Origin of the sequence: Polyangium mundeleinium (assembly GCF_028369105.1) — a bacterium.
Lineage (GTDB): Bacteria > Myxococcota_A > Polyangia > Polyangiales > Polyangiaceae > Polyangium > Polyangium mundeleinium.
On the sequence record NZ_JAQNDO010000001.1, the window covers coordinates 10,729,070 to 10,752,034 of the forward strand.

Below are 22,965 nucleotides of genomic sequence, written 5' to 3' on the forward strand. Positions count from 1 at the left end.
GGGCGAAAGTGTCCTAACGGCGATCCACGGGTTGATTTCGCGGAGATGGTCCAGGTCGTCGATGATGGCCGAAACCGGTCGACGTATCCTCGAAGCTGACGCGATGCTTCGCCGCGTTGCTCTCCTCGAGACCGGGCCCGACTCCCGTCGGTTAGAAGTCGTACTTGTCCGGATCGAGGCAAAACCGCTCCGGGCAATCGTAACACTCGTGCCAACAGCAGAGTTTCGGTGCGTGGAGCTGGAAGTCCCGCGCGCCATATCTCTCGGGACAATCTTCGCTGATGTACGCCGTCGCCGAGTATGCGACCGATCGGGCACATGCGTCGTAGTTGACCCCGGCCGGGACCGGGTGGGACTCCGAGAGCAACCCGCCTGGCAATACGATCTCGCCGTCGACGAAGTCGCTCTGAGCGTAACTGATTTCGTCGCCGCGCTTGTCCGTGGTGTAGAAATTCGACAGCCACACTGGCAAGAGCCCGACTTCGGCCTCATCGACGGCAACGAGATCCAACTGCACGTCTACGACTTGCTTGGCCCCCGTCGCCCACGACCCTGTGAACGTCGCCTCGGCCATGATGGGCGCGGATGTACCGTGGAATTCGCTCAGCTGTGGGAAGCAATCCGTGCACGCCGCGGTCATTGTGCCCCCTCCTCCGAACGAGGAAACGTTGCTCGCGTACGTGGTCGAGGGCTCGTCGGGTAGCTGCTGAAGCTCGATGTATAAGCGATCTACGACGTCGAACACGCGTAGAACCCACACGTCACGTGTGATGTCGCCGTCGCCGGGCACAAGATGCTCGAGCAGAGCGATCGCATCGACCTTGAACTCGTTGCTTGGCCATGCCGGGGGATACGGATAGTTGTCTTTCGCGTGTGCAGTCCCCCGATAGATTCGCAGATCGAGCCGGTCGTACCGGGTGTCGACGGCCTGAAGCCGCCTCTCCACCTGCGAGATCGCGGCCTGCCAATCCGCCGCGAGGACGTCGGCGGGTGGGTGTTGTGCGAGCTCTGCCAGCGAGCTGCACGGCTCATCGCCCACATTCACCTCGGACGCGCAGCCGATCGCGCACAGGCACCCGAGGAGTATCGCAGTATTTCGCGCCATGACTACGGCATCAGGTTAGCACGGAGGGAGCCCGCCCGCACTGGCGGGCGTCTGTCGTTGGAGGCTCGCCTCACGTCAAGGAGCGTTGATCTCCGTTGCTACCGGATCCGGAGAACGCAAGGAGGAGCGAGGAACGTCGGTACGCGGCCGGTTCTTTATCGAAGCGGAAGCGGATGGGCGTCGCCGCGCCCTGGTCGTCACGCTCAACATCCCACCAGCGCTCGGTCATCTGTCCGTCCAACATCTGGTTACGTCGACGATCGCGGGGGCGGGTCGAATAGGGAGAGCTGGACCATTGGGCGCCATGGTGGCTGGTACGAGAGCAGGTCAAGCTGCCCGTTCTTGTCCACCACAGACGCGACAGGCGCTGCAACGGGCACGGGCGGGGGTGTCACGGGCTTAGGCGACTCGGGCGCGGTCTTGCCCCCGCCCACCACGCGCAAGAAGCCACGTCCCCCGGGTAGCTCGCGGTGCGTCGTCTCCGGAACCCTCGGGACCAAGGGCTGCTTCGCGGGCGGCTCGCACGGGCCCGACGTCATCAAGACCGCGTCGAGTTCTGCCAAACTCCACACGGAATCGGCGATCCCGAGCTGCATCGCAGGCGTCACGCGGAGCGTCTTCACGACGTGGCAGAAGTTGTAGTGGACGTAGCCCAGGGCGACCGCGGCGCGGTGACTCGCTAGGCGCTTGCTGAACGCCTGGCAGAGCCGCCGCATGCGGCCCATGTGATGGCGCATCGTGCCGTTGTTCCGCTCGACGTAGGCCGTGCTCGCGTGCTCCACGTCGGGGGCGCCGAAGACCGTCTTTTTCGTGATGAACGGGTCGCGCGGGGGCTCGTATCGATGATCATCGTCGCGCCGTCCCTTGCGGGAGTAGTTCTTCATCGCGTAATCGATGCCCGGACCGAAGGCAGAGCCGATCGCGTTCACGTACGGCGCGAACCCGTCCGAGGTCATCGCTGGCATGACGCAGAGCCGAGCGCGGACGTCGTTCATGAAGGCTCGCGCGCTCTCCTCGTTTCGCTTGCCAACGTACCACCCGATCACGAAGCGGCTTGTCGCGTCCAAGGCCGTGAACGTGTACGCCTCCCCGACGTCCGGGGAATCCTCCGCAGTCACGCGAGCCTGCTTTTTCTGGACGAAGCTCCACACCTCGTCCACCTGGATGAGCGAGCACCGAAGGTCACGCGCGAGACGGTTGTGAAGGTTCTGCGCGCCCTCTCCCCAGGCGAGGCCGAGCCGCATGACCGTGTCGCGATGCACGCCGGTCATCCGCTCAACCGCTCGAATGCTGTTCCCATCGCAGAGAAGCCGCGAGAACGGCAAGCCGCTTCTCGGGCGCAAGAGGCGCTCCCATGGTCCCCTCATCCCGCCCCGGCGTCGCGTCGATGCGACCCATCGGGGCATCAAGTGATGAGACCATTCTATCAGGAATCGCCGCTGTTTCTACGATTCTCGCGATCGGCTAGGACATGAGTTGTCCTACCGTGCAGGGTTTGCCCGAGGAGAATCGAGGCGGTTTGCAGGGGTCAAGCGTGCCAAGCGGGGATCGGACAAACGCCGTCCGCGGCGCGTGTTCAGGTGCGATAACGCGAGCCGTCGAAATCCCGGTGCTCCGGAGAACGCGTGCGTCAGAGTGTCCTAACATCGGGCGCGAGCGTCCTAGCTGGGACACTACCATGCACACGAGCGCGGGTGGCACGGGCACTTTGCCTTCCCCGGTATCGCGATACATCCCGGCGAGCTCGGCCTGGAAGGCCTCGTCGAACAGCTCCACGCCGTGAAGCCGCAGGAAAGCGAACAGCCGACGGCGTTTGCCAAGTCGGTCCAGCATCTCCTGCTCCTCCGCAGTGATAATCGTGCTCAGGGTCCAGCGGGGTACGGTCGTCGACACAGGGATCCACTCCGTCGGCTGGGCGAGCCGCGTGCAGTGGATCATACCAGAAGGTGCTTGTCGAGCCCCCTCGCGCAAGCACTCGTCGAGCTACGCCGAAGGAGATCGCGAGCACCTGAGGCGGCGGCGCGACGGGCAGCGTCGGATCCGCAGTTTGGACTTGACGCGAGGGACGGGTGCGTCCCCAATCCCTCGCGATTTCGATGAAGAAGCACCTTCACAGGCCGGGCACGAAGCTCATCAGCCATTCCACGAGTATTCTCGCCGCGGACTTTTCCCGAGACGGGTCCCGGCTCGTCTCGGTGGCCGCGAACGATCCCACCGTACGCGTGTGGGACGTCGAAGCCGCGCGGACGGTATCGAAGCTCGACATCGCGAAGGGCGTCAACAAGGCTCGCCTGTTCCCGACCGGGGACCGGCTGGCTGCCACGTTCGACGATGGGGTCGCGCGTGTGTACGAGCTCGAAAGCGGCAACGAGCTCGCGCGTGCGCACCAGATGCTCCGTCCCCGGGCGCTTTGCGTGTCTCCGGCCGGCGGGGTGTACTGGGCGGGCTTCGGCGGCGACAACACCGTCGTCTGGTCGTGGCTCCCCGGTGAGTCCCCGAAGCCGCTCCTCCGCGACATTCATTGCTTCGAGCCCGAATGCAGCTTGTCGCTCGCCCGTGATGGCCAGGAGCTGTGGTGCTTTTTCGAGTGGGATCTCGTGGGCTTCGACACGCGGACGGGCACGGAGATCGCGCGGTTTCATGGCGACAGGGACGTGGCCCTCGGGGAGGGCCTCATGCTCTCTCCCGAGCGATGTGCCGTGGTCGTGCAATCCATGCTCAACCGTGATGACGATCCGATCCGGCCGCGCATCTACAAGTGGAACCTCGATTCCGACATGCATGTATGGGGCACGGAGATCTTGGGACATCCCTATGGCAACAAACCGCTGCTGACGATGGCCCGGAGCCAGCGCTGGATTGCGAGCGTCGGCAAAGGTGGCGTGATGTTTCATTCGCTTCGCAGCGGGCGAGCGCTCGGGATGCTGCCATTCGAGGCGCCAGAGGCGACCCTTTCTTGCCTGAGTGTGTCACCGGACGATGGCCTCCTCGCGGTAGGGGCTTCGAATGGTGACCTGGTCGTCCACGACCTCGGCGATTCCTTGATCGAATCGAGCATGGCGACGCCGCACATCGCCACGCGCTCTCGCCAAGGAAAACCGCTCACCTTGCGATTGCAGAAACGACCGGGGCTCTGGTTACGGGTGCACGAGGACGGCTCTCTCGAGCGGGCCGAAGGTGACGCCCGCGCCGATTCGATCATCACGACGCTGGTCGTCCGGGCGGACCATGAGAAAAATGTGTCCGTTTATCTCCCCCGCCTTCGATGGGACCTTCGCGGGCGCCTCTGGCAGCACGATCTCACGAAGCCGTCGCCCTATTGTAAATCGCATCCCGTGCAGGTCTTCCTCGGGGCCGATCTGGTCGTCGAGGGTTACCTCGGCGTCGAAAGTGACCCGGGAGTGGGGCAAACCATTCTCGGCGTCGACAGCGACCGCGACGGCCTCGGAGAGCGGGTCGCCGGGACGCTCAGCCCCCGGACGATCCTCGCCGGCATCAACGACCTGCTGGCATTGCTACCGGACTGACATGCAATCGCGCGAGGCCGTTCAATCGGGCCGAGCGACGTCGCGAGAGCCAGGAATGACGCGGGGCGGACCGTGCGGATCGCGCCGGACGAGCAGAAGCAGCAGCGATTCCGCAGGCTCGTCGGGACGACCAAAGGGCGCGAAGCCCTTCGGCAGCGCGTAGGCGTGGAGCACCGCCTCGCCCACCTTGCGTCCAAACAGGGGCCGCGAGCGCGTTTCCGAGGCCTACGCAAGAACCTCTTCGATCTGCGGCGCCACGCCGTCGTGCTGAACCTGGAGACGATTCTGCGTCACAGCGGCCTGGCCAAGGCCGCGTAATTCATGGGTGGATCGAACTGTTCGGCGCTCTAGAAACAGGTCAAGCGCGGCTCCAGGCGGGCCGCGTAGTTCCAGCCCCAGTTGCTATCCCAGTTGCCGTGGGATTCGGCCGCGACCTGGATGTCCCACGCGTTCTGCGCGCCATTCTGGTTGAACGCCCAGTAAAAGAGGTTCGCCTCGGTGGGCGTCATGTCGCCGCAGACCCATTGCCCGCTGGAATAGGGCGGGAACGTGAGCCCGTCGCAAACCGAATACCCACCGTATCCGCCGTTGCTGCACCAGACGCAATTGCGCGGGCCCGAATCGAGCACCACGTAGGCGTCGTCATTCGTCCCGGCGCTCGCCGGAAGGAACGCGTCGTTGCCGTTGAGCTGGACGTAGATGTTGATCTCGTTGTCCGGATACATGTCGCGGAGGTATCCGCGGTAGGCGACCGTGAGCAGGGCGTGGGCATCATAAAGATCCACGCTGTTCCGGAGGATCTCGAAGGGCCCGGTATCGACGCTGTCGACGATGCCACAGGTCGGATAGCTGGGCGGATACATCGAGGCGTCGGCCTCGCGCGTCGAGAGGCCCAACGCGAGCGGGAGAGCGAGCAGGAAGAGTTTGGTTTTCATGGGGAGATCCGGCCTATCGAACCACACGGCCGGCGTCAAGGCCGTGGCGTGCGGCGCTCAGCCGAGCAGCGCCTGGAGCTTCTCGGGATCATCCGTCTCGAACCAATCGACCCCGTACGCCACGAGCGTCCGGATCCGCTCGATCTCCTCCGGCTCGGGGAGCGGATGTTTCACGGACGACGTGTCGAGCGGGAACATCGTATACGCGCCGACGGCCATGTGGCGGTCGTGGAAGCGCTTCACCGTATTCGAATCGATGAGTGTGTGCTCGGCGTTCACCACGGTCGAGCCGAAGGCCCAGCCGACGGGATTCGCTTCCATCAGGGCATGGATGAGCATCTCCGGGTTCTGGTTGCCCGGCGCGCGCCCGATCTCGGCGCGTAGCTCGGGCAGGGAGCGGAGGAAGGGCTCGGTCCCGTCGAGGAAGTTGTCGTCGTAGGCGATGCCCGTATGCAGCGCGGCGTGGGCCTTCTCGACCGCGCCGAGCTTCCAGAAGTCGAAGGACGTGACCACGACGCGCGCCTCGGCGCCGGCGCGCCGGACGACCTCGGCGACGTGCGCGCCGACGTGCCGCTCGCCGAAGCTCGGGAGCTCGGGCTTGAGCTCGATATCCATCAAGAGCCGGCCCGAAAGCTCGGCGAGGACCTCTTCGAGGAGCGGAATGGGCTCCTCGGTGGGAAAATCGATCACGACCTCTTCGCCGCGCGCATTCTTCCCCATGGCGACGCGCTTCTGCAGGCGGAGGTTTGCGATCTCGTCCCATGTCATCTCCTGGATGCGCCCCTTCACGCCGGTCAGGCGCTCGGTGTCGGCGTCGTGGAAGACGACGACGCGCTCGTCCCGGGTGAGGAAGACGTCGAACTCGACGCCGGCGATGCCCATCGCGGCGGCCCGGCGAAAGCCGGCCATCGAGTTTTCCTGATGCAAGAGCGGGGTGCCGCGGTGCCCGAAGACGAGCGGTGTGGCCTTCGGCGCGAAGACGGGATGCTGGACCTTCGTGGACATGGGTTGCCCTCCCGGGAAGGAGCATCGCATGTCCGCTTGCGGCAGGGGAGGATTCGCGCGCGGCCTTGGGTGGCGTCGAAGGGGGTGGACTCCGATCACGGGCTCGCCGACTCCGATGTCGAAGAGGGTGCACTCCGATCACGGGCTCGCCGACTCCGATGTCGAAGAGGGTGGACTCCGATCACGGACTCGCCGACTCCGATATCAAAGAGGGGGGACTCCGATCACGGGCTCGCCGACTCCGATGTCGAAGAGGGGGCACTCCGATCACGGGCTCGCCGACTCCGATGTCGAAGAGGGGGGACTCCGATCACGGGCTCGCCGACTCCGATATCGAAGAGGGGGGACTCCGATCACGGGCTCGCCGACTCCGATGTCGAAGAGGGGGGACTCCGATCACGGGCTCGCTGACCCCGATATCGAAGGGGCAGCACTCCGATCACGGGCTCGCCGACCCCGATGTCGAAGGGGGTGGAACGACCGTTGCCGCAAAATTCAGGAACGCCCCGGCACCGGCATGCACCTCGGCCCGCTGCACGGCACGTGCTCCGGGACGCAGCACGCTGCGCGCGAGGGGCCCAGCTCGACGTCCGTCACCCGTACCGTCAGGTCGGGCAGCGCGATCCTGCCCACCGCGGTCCACGCGCGCGTCTCGGCGCAGGCCGTGTGGCCCTCGGCCGGTGGGGGATCGAGCGCGAGCTCGCGCGACAGCACGCCATCGATCGGGAGCGACACGGCGCCGTCGTTCGCCTCGGCCTTGATGCCCGTCTCGGTCTCGATCAGCGCCGCGAGCTCCGGCGCTCGCAGATCACCCCGTGGGATCCGCGCGAGCTCTCCCCGCGCCCACGCGTGCGCCGTGGTGCCGTCGCCCCACGCGCCCGTCGCCGCGGCGCCCACGCGGATCGACGGCGGCGCCGCGGCGAACGGCGTCACGCAGCCCGTGCAGCGCGTTCCGTCGAGGCCCACGCCGTCCGTGCGTCCGAACGGGCCGACGAGCCCGGTGATCGTCGCGTCGCTCGCCGGCTGCCACAGGAGCAGCGCGCCGCGATCGTCGCCGTCGCGCACCAGACGGATCGCCACCGCCGGACCCAGCACCGACGCGGTCGGATTGCGATCGAGGCGGCCCACCATCGAGCCCGAGACCCCCTCGTCCTCCCGGTCGGGGCTCGCGCCGAGGTCGTTCCGCGCGTCGATCGTCCCGCGGTAGAGCACGGTGTCGTCCGCGTAGAGCCACGACATCCGGCGCCGCACCCCCTCGACGCCTGCCGTTTGCACCGACGCGACCGCGGGATCCCTCGCGGGATCGACCGTCTCCCGCGGCACCGCGGGCGCTCCGCCGCACGCGCAGAGGGCCACGCCGAGCGCTGCTGCCATCGTCCGCATGCCCACAGCGTGCCAGAGAGAAACGGCTCGCGCACCCGCGTCCTGTTGGCGTAGACCTGAACCCCTTCCTCCCACGTGCGAAGCTGCGGCAGGCAGGGACCGTCCCATGACGACCTGGATCCGTGAAGTCTGCGAAACGAACGGCATCCACATCCACTACCTCCGAACGGGAGGCGCCAAGGTTCCCGTCGTTCTGCTCCATGGATTGATGGGGAGCGGCGCCTGCTGGACTCCCCTGGCGCGGGCGCTCGAAGGTGAATTCGACGTCGTCATGCCCGACGCCAGAGGGCACGGCGGTTCGAGCGCGCCGCACCACGGATACCGGTACGACGATCACGCGAGCGACGTCGTAGGCCTCATCCGCGGCCTCGGGCTCTCCCGTCCGGTTCTGCTTGGCCACTCGATGGGCGGCATGACCGCCGCGGTCGTGGCGAGTCGAGGGGCGGGGGTCCTCCGCGGCCTCATCCTGGTCGACCCGACGTTCTTGAGCCCCGAGCGCCAACGCGAGGTGCGCGACAGCGACGTCGCCGATCAACACCGCCAGGCCCTCGGTTTCCAGAAGTCTGACCTCGTTGCGCAGGCCCGAGCCCGACACCCGCGTCGCTCGCCCGAGATCGTCGAGCTTCAAGCCGAGGCGAGACGGAAGACCCGCATGAGCGCGTTCGACGTTCTCACGCCGCCCAACCCCGCGTATCGCGACGTGGTGCGCGCGATGGACGTCCCGAGCCTGCTCGTCATGGGTGACAGCAGCCCCGTCGTCACGCTCGAGATGGCAACGGAACTGCGGCGTCTCAACCCACGCGTACGAATCGAACAGGTACAGGACGCCGGCCACGGCCTTCCATTTGAACAACCCGAGCGCCTGGGAGAGGTGGTCCTGTCGTTCTTGCGTGAGCTGAGTCAGGGGTAGTTCGCGGATCTCGATCCGTCGTTGGTTTGGACGATCGCGAATGGATCCTGGACGACCGAGAATGGACGACGTCGCGTCGTCGCGGTACGCTCTCGGGGCATGACGTTCGTCTCGCTACGGGGAGCGCGCCTCGGGGAAGCCGACCTTCCCTGGGATCGCATGCGCAACCAGGGCGACCGCGGCGGTGCCACGTGAGTCGAGACGACGCGACGGTCTACGTCGTCGACGACGACGCGAGCGTCCGTGCGGGGCTCTCCACGTTGCTCCGTTCTCTCGGGTACCGCGTCGCCCTCTTCGAAGACGCGGACCAGTTTCTCAGGGCCAAGTTGGAGGATCATGCATCCTGCCTGTTGCTGGACCTGCAACTCCCCGGCATCGATGGGCTCGAGCTTCAGCGTCAGCTCCTGGCGCAGGATCGACCGCTCCCCATCGTCTTCCTCACGGGACGGGGGGACATTCCGACCACGGTGCGAGCCATCAAGGCGGGCGCCGACGATTTTCTGACCAAGCCGTTCGTCGCGGACGAGCTCGCGGCCGTGGTCGCGACCGCCATCGAGCGGGACAGGCACGCACGCGCCCGTCGGCAGGAGCTCTTGGAGTTGCGTGGGCGATACGAAGCGCTCACGCCACGTGAGCGCGAAGTGATGGCGCGTGTCGTCGATGGACTGCTCAACAAGCAGATCGCGGCGGAGTTCGGCACCGCGGAGTTCACGGTCAAGGAGCAGCGCGGTCACGTGATGCGCAAGATGAAGGCGGGGTCCGTGGCCGAGCTCGTGCGCATGTCCGCCCGGCTGGGACGCTGAATGCCGCTAGGGCGTGGCGCGCGCGACCGCCTCGGCGATCGTGTCGAAGAGCACGGCCGCCACGGGCGGCTTCAGCAGGAAGGCGTGCGCCCCGGCGTCGAGGGCGCGGGTCCGCAGCTCTTCGTTCTGCCGCGCCGTGAGCACGACCGTCGGAATCGTGAGTGGCTTTCCGAGCTGCGCCAAGAGCGCGAGCCCGCCCATTCCGTCCATTTCCAGGTCGAGAATCAGGCATCGAGCCTCGTCTCGCTCCGCACTCGCGAGGAAGGCTTCGGCGCTCCCGAACGTCGCGACGCGGAAGCCGACAGACCTCAACAGGCTGCTGAGAGACTTCAGGATTCCAGGATCGTCGTCGACGACGGCAATCAGTTCGCGGGCAGACACGCGCACGTATTCCTCACGTTCGAGCGTGCTAACGTCGGCACGGGCTGTGCGTGCGAGGCCACCACCTGGTGCAGGCTACGCGATCCGTCGCTGCAGCTCCACCCCACCAAGGTAGGGTTGGTAAGGGGAGGCGACCATGATTCTCGAGCGCATCGCGCTTAGTTCGTTCGCGGAGTTTCGGACGCCACCCGAAGCGGAAGTCGCTCGCCTGGCCGAGGAACTGCTCGAGCGCGCTCTGGACCAAGCGAACGCATTCGGTGGGGCCGTGTACCTCGCAGCGCCCGAGCCACCCGCGATGGCGAAGGAACGCGTCGACGGAGAGCTCCCGCGTGAGCTCCTCGAGCTCGTGTGGAACGGGAGCGAGGCCCTGCGGCTCGCGACGGCAGGCGAGGTCGGTGAGCAGCTCCTGATTCCGCTGCGCCACCAACTCGGGCCGATCGGGGTGTTGCAGGTCGTCTTCGAGCACGGCCGTTCTGTGGGAAACGAAACGCTGGCCGCACTCTTGCCGCTCATCGAGCGATTTGCTGCCGCTCATGAGAGAGCACGCCTCGGCGCCATGCTCGAGCGTGAGCGACGCGCACGGCTCGATGCCGAGACCGTGCTCCGCGAGACCACGAGCATGCTCGTGAAGCATCAGCAGGTCGGGAGGATGGGAGACTTCCGGTACAACACCCGCACGCGGCAGTCGTTCGCTTCGCTCGAGTGCTACAAGCTCTTCGGTCTGGATCCGACGCTCGCGGTGGTCGATTTCGAGGTGTGGGCCGAGAAGATCATCCCCGAAGACCGACAACGCACGGTGGACGAACTCACCACGAGCGTCGCCAACCTGCTGCCCATGAACTTCGAGTATCGGGTCGTTCTCGATGGGCAGATTCGCCGGCTCCAGTGCATGGGTGACGTGGACCGCGATCACCACGGCGACCTCTACTACTACGGCGTGCTCACCGACGTGACGGAACGGCGGGAGACCGAGGCGGCCCTCCGCCGGCAGCAGTCCGAGCTCGAAAACGCGCTTCGTCTCGCGTCGCTCGGGGAGCTCGCGGGTTCCATCATTCACGAAATCAATCAGCCGCTCACCGCGATCGCGGCGAGCGCCGAGGCCAGCCTGCGCTGGCTCGCCCACTCGCCTCCGGAGCTCGACGAGGCGAGGGAGGCCGCGGAAGGCGCAGTCCGGGACGTCCACCGTGTCGTGGCCGTGATGAACGGTCTGAGGTCGCTCGTGAGGGGCAGCGACCTTCAACGGAGCCGCGTTCGAATCAACGACCTGTTGCGCGACGTGCTGGCCATGACGCGCGTGGAGCTCGACCGGGCGCGCATTCGAACGCAGGGGGAGCTGGAGGACGTCCCGGAGGTCGACGGTGACGTCACGCAGCTGCAGCAGGCCATCTTCAATCTCATCCGAAACGCCATCGACGTGCTCAAACTCGTGGTGGGTCGCGAGCGACTCCTCACGCTTCGCAGCGCGGTCGACGGCGACGGCGTGCGGGTTTCGATCGTGGACGTCGGAGATCCGATCTCCCCCGCGCAGCAAGCGAAGCTGTTCGAGCCGTTGTTCACGACGAAGGTGGATGGGCTCGGCTTCGGTCTGACGATCACGCGCAAGATCGTGTTGGCCCACGGAGGCCGCATCTGGGCGGAGCCCATGCAGCCGTTCGGCATGGCCGTGCATCTGGTCCTGCCTCGCCTTTAAACTCCTCTCGCGCGGAGGCGCGCACGACGAGACGCGCCATACCCTACCAAGAGAGGGTGGAAGAGGCGCGTCTCGGCCGATAGGTTAAGCGCACCAATCAGCGTCGTTCCCGACGAGCTTGCACGCAAGAGCCGTGGGTGCACCCGCGCACCCGCGACGGCGAATCTCGCTCGACACTCTGGACGATTGCGAATGGATGACAGTTCTCGCGAACCGCTGCGAGCACCACGACGGAGCCGCAGCGTGACGCATGACGTGACGCGACCCGCATGGGTCGTCCACTTCCAAACCACGTCGGAAACGGAGCATGAGCATGAAGACGGTATTGATCACGGGTTGCTCGTCTGGGTACGGGCTCGAGACGGCGCGCTGCTTTCACGAGCGCGGGTGGCGGGTCATCGCGACGATGCGAACCCCCCGCGAAGATCTCTTTCCGCGTTCGGAGCGTATGCGCGTCCTCGCGCTGGACGTGACGAGCGCGGCGAGCATCGCGAACGCAATCGACGCGAGTGGACCCCTCGACGCGCTCGTCAACAACGCCGGCATCGGCGTCGTCGGCGCGTTCGAGGCGACGCCGATGTCGCACGTCCGCAAGATCTTCGAGACGAACACGTTCGGCGTGATGGCAATGACGCAGGCCGTTATCCCGCAATTCCGCGCGCGCAAGTCGGGTGTGGTCGTGAACGTGACCTCCAGCGTGACGCTCACCCCGATGCCGCTCACGTCGGCCTACACCGCCAGCAAGATGGCCATCGAAGGTTTCACGGGGTCGCTCGCGCTGGAGCTTCAAGCATTCAACGTGCGCGCCAAGCTCGTTGAACCCGGATACGGCCCGTCCACGAATTTCGCTCAGAACACGGACATCCCGGTCGCGGACCTGATTCCCGCGGCCTACGCCGCGTTCGCCGAACCCATCTTCGCAGGCTTCGCGAATCCGCCCGCGGTGACCACTCCATCGGACGTGGCCGACGCGGTGTGGAGAGCCGCGAACGACGTTTCCAGTCAACTCCGCTTTCCGGCGGGCGCGGACGCTTTGGCGCTCGTCTAGCGATCGCAATCGAAAGAGACAACTCGACAAAGTGAGATACGAACCATGGAAAACCTGAATGCGGAACGTCGGCTCTTCATCAATGGCGCGTTGGTCGACGCGGAGGGGGGGCGAACCTACGACGTCGTCAATCCCGCGACCGAAGAGATCGCGGGGGTCGTGGCCGCGGCTTCCTTGGCCGATGCCGATCGCGCGCTCGCCGCCGCTCGTCGCTGCTTTGACGCGTCGGATTGGTCGACCAACAAGGCGCGGCGCATCCGAGCGCTGATCCAGCTTCGTGATGGCCTCAAGGCCGCGTCCGACGAGTGGCGGCGTCAGATCGTCGCCGAGAGCGGATGCCCGATCGCCTTCACGCACGGACCGATGCTCGACAGCTCGGTCGCGGACATCGACTACTCGCTCCGGCTCCTGGCCACCTATCCGTTCGAGCGCGAGCTCGAGGACCTGGGCTCGCCCATGGGAGGCGCCGCGCGTCGCCTGGTGTGCAAGGAGGCCGCTGGCGTGGTGGTGGCCATCACCCCTTGGAATGCGCCGGTGCAAACGAACCTGCAGAAGACCATTCCCGCGCTGGCGGCCGGCTGCACGGTCGTGCTCAAGGCCGCTCACGACACGCCGTGGGCGGCGACGATGCTGGGGCGCGTCGCCGCGCAGTGCCCGGACCTGCCGCCGGGGGCGTTCAACGTGCTGACGTCGTCGGCCGACGGATCGCTCGGCGCCATGCTCACCGCCGACCCTCGTGTGGACGTCGTCTCGTTCACGGGGTCGACGGCCACGGGACGTCGCGTCATGGAGAGCGCCGCGAAAACCATCAAGAGGACGCTGCTCGAGCTCGGCGGTAAGTCCGCGATGATCATCCTCGACGATGCGGATTTCTCTCAAGCTCTGATCGGCGCCAGCTTCGTGTGCGCGAACGCCGGCCAGGGCTGCGTGCTGAATACGCGGCTTCTCGTTCCGCGCTCGCGTTACGACGAGGCCATCGCCATTCTGGAGTCGATCTATCGCAACGTGCCCTACGGCGACCCGACCGACATGAAAAACATCATGGGGCCGATGATCAACGCCGCACAGCGTGAGCGAGTCCTCGCCTACATCGAGAAGGGAAAGGCCGAGGGGGCGCGGCTCGTGGTGGGCGGGGGCAAACCTCAGCGCTTCGCGAAAGGCTACTACGTCGAGCCCACTCTCTTCGCCGACGTCGAGAACACGATGACGATCGCGCAAGAAGAGATCTTCGGTCCCGTCCTCGTCGTCATCCCCTTCGAAGATGATGAAGACGCAATCCGTATCGCGAACGACTCGATCTACGGCCTTTCCGGGTCGGTGATCTCGGCGTCTCCCGAACGAGCCATGAAGGTGGCCCGCCGTATCCGCACGGGTTCCATGAACGTGAACGGGGCGTTCTTCTTCTCTCCCAACGCTCCCTTCGGCGGCTACAAGCAATCGGGCATCGGCCGCGAGATGGGGCTCGAAGGCTTCGAAGAGTATCTGGAGACGAAGACGATCGCGGTTCCGGTCGAGTTTCCGACGGCCACGATCGCCCACGCCTCGCCGTAACGGCTGCCGATCGGACGCCGCTGCCCGACACCGCCGCGCGGGATGCGGTCGCCGGCCCGCCGGCCGAGAGGTTCGGCGAAGCTGCACGTTGCCGGGGCGTCGCGTCACCGTCGTGGAGCGCTCGTCGGACACGACCCCCCAAAAACGTAGGCCTCCATCCCGATGCCGGTTGACGCTCACCCGGTCGGTCGCCGACGATGATGGCGGTTTGTTTCCGAGGAGGACCTCATGATCGAGCGCCAGGAGATCACCCAGTTCGCCATCTATCCGTCGATCGGCGTGGCGCGCGTTGGTAACAGCGCCGACGCGTATTTCTTCGGCCCCGAGCAGCCCGGCGTGCCGCGCGCGGACGCCTACCGCGACGCGAGCGGCTGCATCAAGCGCCAAGCCGCGCGCTTCCGCGTCTATGGCCTCGATGCGAACGGCAACGTCGTCAAGGAGATCACCGCCGACGACGCGCGCATCACCTGGAAGGTCGAGGTCGCGAACAAAAAGGCGGCGTGGTTCAACTTCGATCAGGCGCTCGACATCCTCGAGTCGCAAGGCCTTGCGAGCACGCTGCGCAACCCGACCGTGAAGGGCCCCGAGCGCGCGAGCCTCGCCATCACGCCGCCCCCCGTCACCATCTCAGGCAAGGATGTGAATTCGAGCGGCGACGACGCCTCCCTCACGTTTCATGGCCGCTTCTTCGGTAAATCGGTATACCTCGGCGAGCTGCGCACCGACGCCGCAGGGCGCCTGGTCTTCCTCGGCGGGCGCGGTGAGGCGGCGAGCGTCGACAACAAGCCCGCGACCACCTTTGCCAACAACACCGGCTGGCACGACGACACCTCCGACGGGCCGGTCGACGCGTCGATCGAATACAACGGCAAGACCTATACGGCGAAAGGCGCCTGGGTGGTCGTCGGGCCGCCGGACTACGCTCCGGGCCTGCAGGGCATCGTCACCGGCTGGGACCTGCTCTTCCAGGTCGCAACCGAGATGGAGCCGGCGCGCATGCCCCAGCGCCCGAAGTTCTCCGAGCACATCTACCCCTTGCTTCGCCGGTTCTCGCTGACCCAGTGGGTGAACGCAGGCTTCGCGCGCGATTTCGGCTTCGGCACGCCGAGCGATTTCACCGATCCCGTGCTCGTCGCGCGCCTGAACGACCCCTCGGACACGTCGCGCTCGCTCCGCACGCGCATCTTCGACTGGTTCAGGAATGCGAGTTATGACCACCCCGAGCCGGCCGCGCTCCCCGGCTATTACGGGGATGCGATGACGGGCAACGCCACGAAGCCGGCGAGCCCGCGCGAGTGGATGGCCATCCTACCGACGCAATACAGGTGGCTCGAGCAATGGGCCGAGGGCCATTTCGAGGCCGACGGGCCGCCCGCGGTCCCGCCGGCCTGGGAGAGCCTTAGCGCGGCCGAACAAGTCCGGGGCATCGACCGTGCCGTGCTGGACGAGGTGCTCGGCGGGCCCTTCCACCCCGGCGCGGAGTTCACCTGGCCGATGCGCAACAAGATCCTTTACGTGGAGCCGTTCCGCATCAAACGGCGCGCCAATCCAGAGCCCGACTGGGGCCCGCAGCTCATCTCCTCGATCGCGCTAGGGAAAGACGGGCCGCTCGACGGCTCGACGGCGGGCGACATCACCCGCTGGATGGCAACACCGTGGCAGACCGACACCTCCTCGTGCCTTTCGGCCTACGTGCCCTACGTCGACGATTACCTGCCGACGTTCTGGCCCGCGCGCGTGCCGAACGACGTGCTCAGCGAGAAGCAGTACGAGCAGCTCATCGATCCAGACACCTCCCCCCGCGAGAAGGAGCGGGTCTTCGCCTTCGAGCAGCGTGTGAAGTGGCTGCGCGGGATCCGCTACCCCATGCGGCCGACGTTCCCACCGCAGATCTATCCCTCGAAGGACGCGATCAACAAGTTCATCCGCGAATGGGCGCTCGTTGGCATCGTCGAGCCAAAACCCGGACCAGGCGGCCTCCTGCCCCGCGAGGTCTGGGTGGAGACGGGCCGGCAGATCGAGCACGACCAGCCGACCGCAACGGCGCTTGCGCCGATCTGGTCGTCCGAGGACTAGCAAGGCCGGGCGCTTGATCGAGGCGGATGTCGTCGTCATTGGCGCGGGGCCGGCGGGGAGTGCGTCGGCCATCGCGCTCGCCGGCGCGGGCCTGCGCGTGGCAGTCTTCGGACGCGCGCAGGCCCGCGAGCGCATCGGCGAGAGCCTCTCGCCCGGGGCGCCGTCCCTGCTTGCGCAGCTTGGGGTTTGGGAGCGCTTCCGTGCGGACGGGCACCTGCCCTGCCACGCGAATGCCTCCGCGTGGGGGAGCGCCGCGCTTGCATGGCACGACTTCCTTCGCGATCCACGCGGGCACGGCTTCCATATCGACCGCGCGCGCTTCGAGGCCATGCTGCGGGAGCGGGCCATCGAGGTGGGCGCACGCCTCTTCGAGGAGGACGCGCCGCGGGGATGGCAATTGGAGGGCGGTGTATGGCGCGCGGCGGCGAATGCCGATAGCCGGGTAGTCGCCGCGCGTTACGTGGTCGACGCGTCGGGACGGGCAGCGTCCTTCGCTCGCAGCCAGGGCGCGACGCGCCTGGTCGCGTGGGAGCAGGTGGCGCTCGTCGCCTTCGCGCGCGCGGCTCGGCCCATCGAGGAGACGTTTACGCTGATCGAGGCTGTGCGCGAGGGGTTCTGGTACTCGGCGCCCATCCCCGGGGGGCGCTTCGCCCTCGCGCTCTTCACCGATGCCGCGCTGCACCACGCGCCGAGCGCGCGCACGCCCGAAGGCCTCGGCGCGCTGCTCGATGCTTCGACCCATACCCGGCACCGCCTCGAGGGTCACCGCGCGCGCCTCGAAGGTGCCCCGCGCTTCGTCGACGCCGGGAGCGCCCGCCTCGCGCATCCGCAAGGCCCCGGTTGGGTGGCCGTCGGCGACGCCGCGCTCTGCTACGATCCCATCTCCGCGCACGGGCTGACGCTCGCGCTGCGCACAGGCGTGGACGCCGCTGCCGCGCTCGTCGCTGACTGGCGCGGCGACGCTTCCGCCCTGCCCGCCTACGCCACGCGCCTCACGCGCGCCTTCGATGACTACCGCCGCGAGGCCCTGCACATCTACCGTAGCGAGCAGCGCTGGCTCGACGCGCCCTACTGGCACGCGCGCCACGCACGCTGAGGCAGGGCGCACCGGGGGGAGAGGCTTCGAGCCGGGCGCCACCGGCCGGAATCACGCGCAGGGATCCTCGGCGGTCACGGAGCCGGCGACCTCGGCCCCGCGGGATCGACGGCGGCCCCGGCCCGCTGGAGGAGCCGATCGCGCATCTTCCCCACCTCGTTCGCCGCGACCACGTCGCCGCCCTCGCGGAACGCCTCGGCGGCGCGCTCGTAGAAGACCGCGGCCTCGCGCGGCAAGAAGACGCCGCGGGACGACGTCGCCGCATCCATCAGCTTTCGACCCACCATGCAAGGTTCGCCTGCGCCGCGCCACTGCTCGGCCACGAGGGCAGGGTCTGCGCCCAGCGCTTCGAGCGCCACCGCCAGCCGGCGGCGCAGGAGCACCTCGACGGGGCGCGGGAGCGTCGCGAGGACGGTTTCCCCGATGAGATCGTGGCTGAAGCCCATGCCATGCACGACGTGCGCGGCCGTGAGCTCCGCCCAGCAAGCGGCGGTGGCAGCGGCGCTGGCCTCGAGCGCGGCCGACGCGCTCGCGAGCGTGAAATTCGAGCCGAGCAGCGCGAGCACGCGGGCCATCTGCAACGCCGGCTCCGACAAGCGCGAGAGCGTGCCTTCGAGGACCACGCCGATGCGGCCGGGGGGCATGCGCGCGACTTCGGCGCGCGAGAGCGTGCCCGACGCGATCACGTGCTTCACGGTCTCGAGCACGAAGAGCGGATTGCCGCCCGCGTAGCTCGCGATCGAGTCGGCCATGTCGGCGATGCCGGGCACGTCGAGGCTCCCGAGGAGCTGCCGCACGCCGGCCGGGGGGAGCGGATCGAGCTCGATGTGGATCCCCAGGCCAAACGCCACGCCCTCGCGGATGGACGCCATGATCGCCTCGGGCAGCTCGCCCGCGCGATAACAGAGCACGGCGCGAAGCTTCACCGTCGGGTCCTGGAAGAGCTGCGCCATCACATACTGCCCGGCTTCCGCGGTCGCGGCGTCCACGAACTGGATGTCGTCGACGCCAAACGCGTCGTAGCCTTCGCGCGCCGCGAGGCGATGCGCTTCGATCTTGGCCTGGAGCATGCGTATCTTGTCCGCCTCGCTCTCCATCGGCCCCGGCGCCTGCCCCAGCGCCGGCACGAGCCGCGCGAGCTCGGCGCGCGCCCAGGGAGCGAGCTTCGCCGCGTCAATCTTCGCCAGCATTTCGCTGTACACGCGTGCGTGCGTCCCGTAAGGCACGGCGCGGTCGCCGGGGCGGCCCGAGAAGAAGAACGGCTTCGCCACCGCGTTGAGGAAGTCGTGCATGAGGCGGCTCTTCCCGATGCCCGGCGGGCCGCCGATGATGATGGCCTGGCCGGCGGCCCAAGCCGCCTCCATCCGCGCCCACACCTCCTCGCGGCCCACGAGCGCCGGAGGCCGGAGCACGGAGAGCGGGATCACGCGCGCCGACGGCGCGGACCTCGGCCCGCGTTGCTCGACAGAGCGCGCGATCTCGCGGGCGAGCTCGGTCGTGGCGCGTGATGGCTCGATCCCGAGCTCCCGATCCAGCATCGCGCGCAGGCGCTGGAAGACCGCGAGCGCTTCGCCACGATCTCCCGCGGCATAGAGCAGGCGCATCCGCTGCCGGTGCGCGTCCTCCGAACGCGGTTCGAGCTCCACGGCGCGCGCGGCGAGCGCGAGCGCGTCGGCGAGACGACCGCTTCGCTCGTGCTCGTCGATCGCGGCGGTGATCGCCTGACGTCGCGCGGCGTCCACGTTCGCTCGCGCGCTGTGCAGCCACTCGTCGAACAGCGGTGCGTCGTCGAACGCGAGCTGACCGAGCAGCCGGCCCAAAGGCAGCTCGGTGGCGCGCGCCGCGAGCTCCGTGCGGCGCGCGCCTCGCAGCGCGCTCACGTCCGCGTCCACGGAGGCCGCCAGAGCCAGCGGATCTGCGCCGCTCACGAGCACGTCGCCGGTCGCCACCTTCAGCCGCCGGAGGAGCTGTCGCAGGTTGGCCCGCGCCGTCGCCTCGGGCGAGTCGGACCAGAACAGTCCGGCGAGCCTCGACTTCGGCGTCGCCCCCTCGACCGCCAGGTAGGCAAGGAGCCCGAACGCCTTCTTTTCGAACCGCGCCGGGCCGTTGGGACCGACGAGTCGGACCTCTCCCAGCACGGAGAGATGCCAGTCGATGATCCCTTTTGTGGAGTTGCCCTGCGCGTGCACGTGGCGCTGTCACCTCGGAGGCCTCCAGCGCCATCGCTCGACGGGAGGCGGGGCGATAAGGATGCGGTCCCACCGCGTCATGCCCCACCTTGGGTCATGCCGCCACCATCGAGCAGCAATCGGCGATACAGGTCGGTGTCGGGCAACGGCTCGTGGTCCCCCTGCGCGCTTCCGGGAGGGACCGAGCTATCGGCGCGGAAGCGCGACGAAAATCTGCTCACCGCGTCCTGTCACGCTCCCGTCACGCCCCCGGTCCCAAGCTCCCGTTCGACTTGGCCCGCCGAGACCTACGACGTCGCGGCGCATGGCCTCTCGGGGAGCTTGCACGTATGAAACCGCACATCGATTCCAAGCGTTCCTTCTCGCTGCTTTCGGCCCTCTTCGGGACGGCTCGCAAATCGGTCGCGCCTTCGGATGGCATCGTGGGCGGGGATCCGCTGCACGCAGCGGGACCCCTCGGCTCGCGTTCTCCCGGTCCCCGGAGGGGCTCACACCGGGGCGTGCTCGGCGTCGCGGTGGCCTTGGTCGCGGGCGCGCTCGTCGCCGGCGCGTGCGGCACTGCGCCCGAAGACGCTTCGCTGGAAGAAAACGTCGACTCGTACAGCGCTGCCGCCACCTGCGAAACGTGCGAACCCGGCGACCCTCCCCCCCCGACCTGCACGCCCAAGTGTGCGGGCAAGGTGTGCGGAGCCTCCAACGGCTGCGGCGGCAAGTGTGCCAGCGGCTCCTGCCCGGCAGGCACGACCTGCGGCGGCGGCGGCGTGTACGCCCAGTGTGGGTGTACGCCCCAGTGCTCGGGCCAGGCGTGCGGGGCGCCCGACGGCTGCGGCGGTATCTGCACCGGCGGCTCGTGCCCCTATGGGCAGGCGTGCGGCGCGGCGGGTGTACCGGGCCAGTGCGCGACGCTGCCGACGGGGCAGGGCGTCGAGTGCTTCGTGTTCAACGACGGCTACGCCGACATGGTCGGGCCGTCGCAGGCGATTTACCTCGAGAGCGGCTCGGGCCGGGCGTGCGTGCCCGACGGCACCCCGGGCGGCACCTGCCGCAAGTGGTTCGGCCGCTGCCAAACCACCGATCCGAGCCACACGCCGGTGCTCTTCAATGTCTTCAATGACGGCGAGACCGACATGGCGGGCCCGTCGGACGCGGTGTTCTCGCCGGGGGGCAAGCAGGCGTGCGTGCCGGGCGGCGCCGCGGGCATATGCCGGCGCTGGTTCGGCGAGGCGACGCTGCCCGACGGGCGCTCGGTCGAGTGCAAGCTGTCCGACGACGGCGGCGCGCGGAAGACGAAGTTCACGGAACACGCGATTTACAACCATGGCTACGGGAACGTGTGCTTCCCCGACGGCAGCACGCACGGCCTGTGTCGCAAGTGGTTCGGTGAGTGCAGGGTGACCGGCTGCGGCGACGGCGCGTGCAACAGCGACGAGACGCCGTCGAGCTGCCCGTCCGACTGCAAGTGCGGCGACGGGCTCTGCAATGGCTCCGAGACGTGTGGCAGTTGCTCGCAAGATTGCGGCGGTTGCTGTGGCAACGGTGTATGCAACCCCAGCGTCGGCGAGTCGTGCAGCACATGCCCGTCCGACTGCGGCAAGTGCTGCGGCAACGGCGTTTGCGACAATGGCGAGACGTGCGGTTCGTGTCAGCAAGACTGCGGCGCGTGCCCCGTGCCGACCTGCTCGGGGCAGCCGGCCGAGTCGCAGGCGCAGTACTTCACCGTGGGTATCGAAAATTACTGGGGCTGCCTGCTCCAGAGCAACGCGTTCTTTGCCAACTCGCTGAGCGAGGCCGTGCAATGCGGGCAGGCGGCCTTCCCCGGCTACAACATCGTCACGGGCACGGTCGGGACCTACGTCTACAACACCGGCAACGTCAACGGCTGCGCCGACATCACGTTCGCCGCGCTGTCGTCGTCGAAGGCGGCCTCGTGCGCGAATGCGAATGGTTACCCGTACGCAGGCCCCTGCCCCTGAAGCCTCCCGGGGCGGGCCTCGTCAGAATTCCGCGACCCGCCCGCCCATCATCACCTTGCGGACCCCTTTGAGGACGACGTTGATGTCCGTCAGCGGGTCGCCCTCGACCGCGATGATATCGGCATAGTAGCCCACCGCGACCTTTCCGACCTCGTGCTCGGCGCCGATGCTCTCGGCTCCATGGAGGGTGGCGGCGCGGAGCGCTTCGAGCGGGGTCATCCCGGCCTTCACGAACCAGGCGAGCTCCTGCGTATTCTGACCGAATCCGGTGAACACGGCGTCCGAGCCCATCGCGAGCTTCACGCCCATCAGGTGCGCCAGGGTCGCGCTTTCGAGGTTCTTCTGGATGTACGCGTCGAACTTCGCCGAAAGCTCGGGGGCGTAGCCGAAGAACACGAGGTTGTCCTTGTAATACCGGTTGTGATCGATGGTCGGCACGTAGATCGTCCCCTTGTCGATCATGGTGCCGCAGTCCACCGCATCGAGGCCCTCCGGGTGCTCGATCGAGTCCGGGCCGGCCATGATGGCGAGGCTGGCCGTGTCCTGGTGGTACGCGTGGATCGCGATGGGCAGCCCTTCCTGGTGGGACGTGTCGACCAGCAGCTTGAGCTCGTCGAACGTGAACATCGGCACGCAGTCGAGCGTCTGGTCGCTGCACTGATCGGCCCATACTTTCACGAGGTCGGCGCCGCGCAGCACCTGGAGCTGCACCCAGCCCTTCAAGGTATCGGTGGTGAACGCGCCCGGGTGCTTGTGATTGGAGATCCCGCCGATGGAGTTGTACATCCGCGGTCCCGGCGTCTTGCCGGACAGGATCTCGGCGCGCAGGGGGTTCAGGATGTAGTCGGCGCCTCCCTTGTCGATCGCGGTGGTGACGCCGGTCTTGAGCGTCGCCAGCGCGGCGCCGCGGGCGAGGTCCAGGAGTTTGTAGGCGTTGTTGTTCATCAGCCAGGGGGCACGGGTCCACGGAAGCGTGCCCGGCGCCTGGTCCGTCTGGTAGGTGAAGTGGACATGGGCATCGACAAGGCCGGGGAGACCGGTGTACGCCGTCCAATCGATGACGCTGGCCCCGCACGGAATCTGCTTTTCATCCGTGCCGACGTAGGTGATCCGATCCTCGTGGATCACGACGATCGCCTTGTCGAGGACCGTGCCATCCTCGGGGTGGACGAGCTTGCCCAGCCGAAGGACCTTGTCGCTGCTCGTGCATACAGCGCCGCCGGTGCCGCCGGGGGGGTTCTCCTTTTCCGGGCCGCAATGGGCTGTCGCAAGGAGGGCGAGGGCCAACGAGGA

General features: G+C 67.5%; 17 protein-coding genes and 1 pseudogene. 10 read left to right on the plus strand and 8 right to left on the minus strand.

Going from position 1 to position 22,965, the window contains the following annotated elements:
• Positions 1-151 precede the first annotated feature (151 nt).
• Positions 152-1,039 (minus strand): hypothetical protein, encoded by an 888-nt coding sequence (locus tag POL67_RS42200; RefSeq protein WP_271926782.1) that lies wholly within the window; start codon positions 1,037-1,039, stop codon positions 152-154.
• A gap of 314 nt (positions 1,040-1,353) precedes the next feature.
• Positions 1,354-2,461 (minus strand): annotated as a pseudogene (locus tag POL67_RS42205) (IS1 family transposase).
• A 740-nt stretch (positions 2,462-3,201) separates the two neighbouring features.
• On the opposite strand from POL67_RS42205, the gene POL67_RS42210 reads away from it, so the two are divergent.
• Both POL67_RS42210 and POL67_RS42215 read left to right on the plus strand, forming a co-directional pair.
• A complete protein-coding gene (locus POL67_RS42210) occupies positions 3,202-4,632 on the plus strand; it encodes a WD40 repeat domain-containing protein (RefSeq protein WP_271926786.1) in 1,431 nt (476 codons plus the stop codon).
• A gap of 24 nt (positions 4,633-4,656) precedes the next feature.
• On the plus strand, positions 4,657-4,950 hold the full coding sequence (locus POL67_RS42215; RefSeq protein WP_373372435.1) for a transposase: 294 nt from the start codon (positions 4,657-4,659) through the stop codon (positions 4,948-4,950).
• Positions 4,951-4,979: 29 nt separating this feature from the next.
• Here POL67_RS42215 and POL67_RS42220 read toward each other — a convergent pair whose 3' ends face one another.
• From POL67_RS42220 to POL67_RS42230, 3 genes are all read right to left on the minus strand, one after another.
• On the minus strand, positions 4,980-5,567 hold the full coding sequence (locus tag POL67_RS42220) for a hypothetical protein (protein WP_271926788.1): 588 nt from the start codon (positions 5,565-5,567) through the stop codon (positions 4,980-4,982).
• Positions 5,568-5,624: 57 nt separating this feature from the next.
• Positions 5,625-6,572: a glycerophosphodiester phosphodiesterase gene (locus POL67_RS42225; RefSeq protein WP_271926789.1), complete on the minus strand. Its 948-nt coding sequence runs from the start codon at positions 6,570-6,572 to the stop codon at positions 5,625-5,627.
• Positions 6,573-7,067: 495 nt separating this feature from the next.
• Positions 7,068-7,946 carry a hypothetical protein gene (locus tag POL67_RS42230; protein WP_271926791.1) on the minus strand — a complete coding sequence of 293 codons (879 nt, stop codon included), beginning with the start codon at positions 7,944-7,946 and terminating at the stop codon, positions 7,068-7,070.
• 115 nt (positions 7,947-8,061) lie between these two features.
• Here POL67_RS42230 and POL67_RS42235 point away from each other — a divergent pair, with 115 nt between their 5' ends.
• Together POL67_RS42235 and POL67_RS42240 are read left to right on the plus strand one after the other, a co-directional pair.
• Positions 8,062-8,865 carry an alpha/beta fold hydrolase gene (locus tag POL67_RS42235; RefSeq protein WP_271926793.1) on the plus strand — a complete coding sequence of 268 codons (804 nt, stop codon included), beginning with the start codon at positions 8,062-8,064 and terminating at the stop codon, positions 8,863-8,865.
• 191 nt (positions 8,866-9,056) lie between these two features.
• Positions 9,057-9,668, plus strand: a complete 612-nt coding sequence (locus tag POL67_RS42240) for a response regulator transcription factor (protein WP_271926794.1) — start codon at positions 9,057-9,059, stop codon at positions 9,666-9,668.
• A 6-nt stretch (positions 9,669-9,674) separates the two neighbouring features.
• Here the strand turns inward: POL67_RS42240 and POL67_RS42245 are convergent, their stop codons facing one another.
• The gene (locus POL67_RS42245) at positions 9,675-10,049 is read right to left on the minus strand and encodes a response regulator transcription factor (RefSeq protein ID WP_271926795.1); all 375 of its coding nucleotides are present in this window, start codon (positions 10,047-10,049) and stop codon (positions 9,675-9,677) included.
• A gap of 136 nt (positions 10,050-10,185) precedes the next feature.
• Between POL67_RS42245 and POL67_RS42250 the strand changes: the two genes are divergently transcribed.
• The 5 genes from POL67_RS42250 (at position 10,186) to POL67_RS42270 (ending at position 17,510) form a co-directional block, all read left to right on the plus strand.
• A complete protein-coding gene (locus tag POL67_RS42250; RefSeq protein ID WP_271926796.1) occupies positions 10,186-11,739 on the plus strand; it encodes a sensor histidine kinase in 1,554 nt (517 codons plus the stop codon).
• Between the two features lie 313 nt (positions 11,740-12,052).
• Complete coding sequence (locus tag POL67_RS42255) at positions 12,053-12,787, plus strand: SDR family oxidoreductase (protein ID WP_271926797.1); 735 nt, start codon at positions 12,053-12,055, stop codon at positions 12,785-12,787.
• A gap of 45 nt (positions 12,788-12,832) precedes the next feature.
• Positions 12,833-14,338 carry an aldehyde dehydrogenase family protein gene (locus POL67_RS42260; RefSeq protein ID WP_271926798.1) on the plus strand — a complete coding sequence of 502 codons (1,506 nt, stop codon included), beginning with the start codon at positions 12,833-12,835 and terminating at the stop codon, positions 14,336-14,338.
• A 228-nt stretch (positions 14,339-14,566) separates the two neighbouring features.
• Complete coding sequence (locus POL67_RS42265; RefSeq protein ID WP_271926799.1) at positions 14,567-16,414, plus strand: LodA/GoxA family CTQ-dependent oxidase; 1,848 nt, start codon at positions 14,567-14,569, stop codon at positions 16,412-16,414.
• A gap of 13 nt (positions 16,415-16,427) precedes the next feature.
• Positions 16,428-17,510, plus strand: a complete 1,083-nt coding sequence (locus POL67_RS42270) for an NAD(P)/FAD-dependent oxidoreductase (RefSeq protein WP_271926800.1) — start codon at positions 16,428-16,430, stop codon at positions 17,508-17,510.
• Positions 17,511-17,584: 74 nt separating this feature from the next.
• Here POL67_RS42270 and POL67_RS42275 read toward each other — a convergent pair whose 3' ends face one another.
• Positions 17,585-19,699, minus strand: a complete 2,115-nt coding sequence (locus tag POL67_RS42275; RefSeq protein ID WP_271926801.1) for an ATP-binding protein — start codon at positions 19,697-19,699, stop codon at positions 17,585-17,587.
• Positions 19,700-20,199: 500 nt separating this feature from the next.
• Between POL67_RS42275 and POL67_RS42280 the strand changes: the two genes are divergently transcribed.
• Positions 20,200-21,672 (plus strand): hypothetical protein, encoded by a 1,473-nt coding sequence (locus POL67_RS42280; protein WP_271926802.1) that lies wholly within the window; start codon positions 20,200-20,202, stop codon positions 21,670-21,672.
• A 21-nt stretch (positions 21,673-21,693) separates the two neighbouring features.
• Here POL67_RS42280 and POL67_RS42285 read toward each other — a convergent pair whose 3' ends face one another.
• Complete coding sequence (locus POL67_RS42285; RefSeq protein ID WP_271926804.1) at positions 21,694-22,959, minus strand: amidohydrolase family protein; 1,266 nt, start codon at positions 22,957-22,959, stop codon at positions 21,694-21,696.
• Between the last annotated feature and the right edge of the window lie 6 nt (positions 22,960-22,965).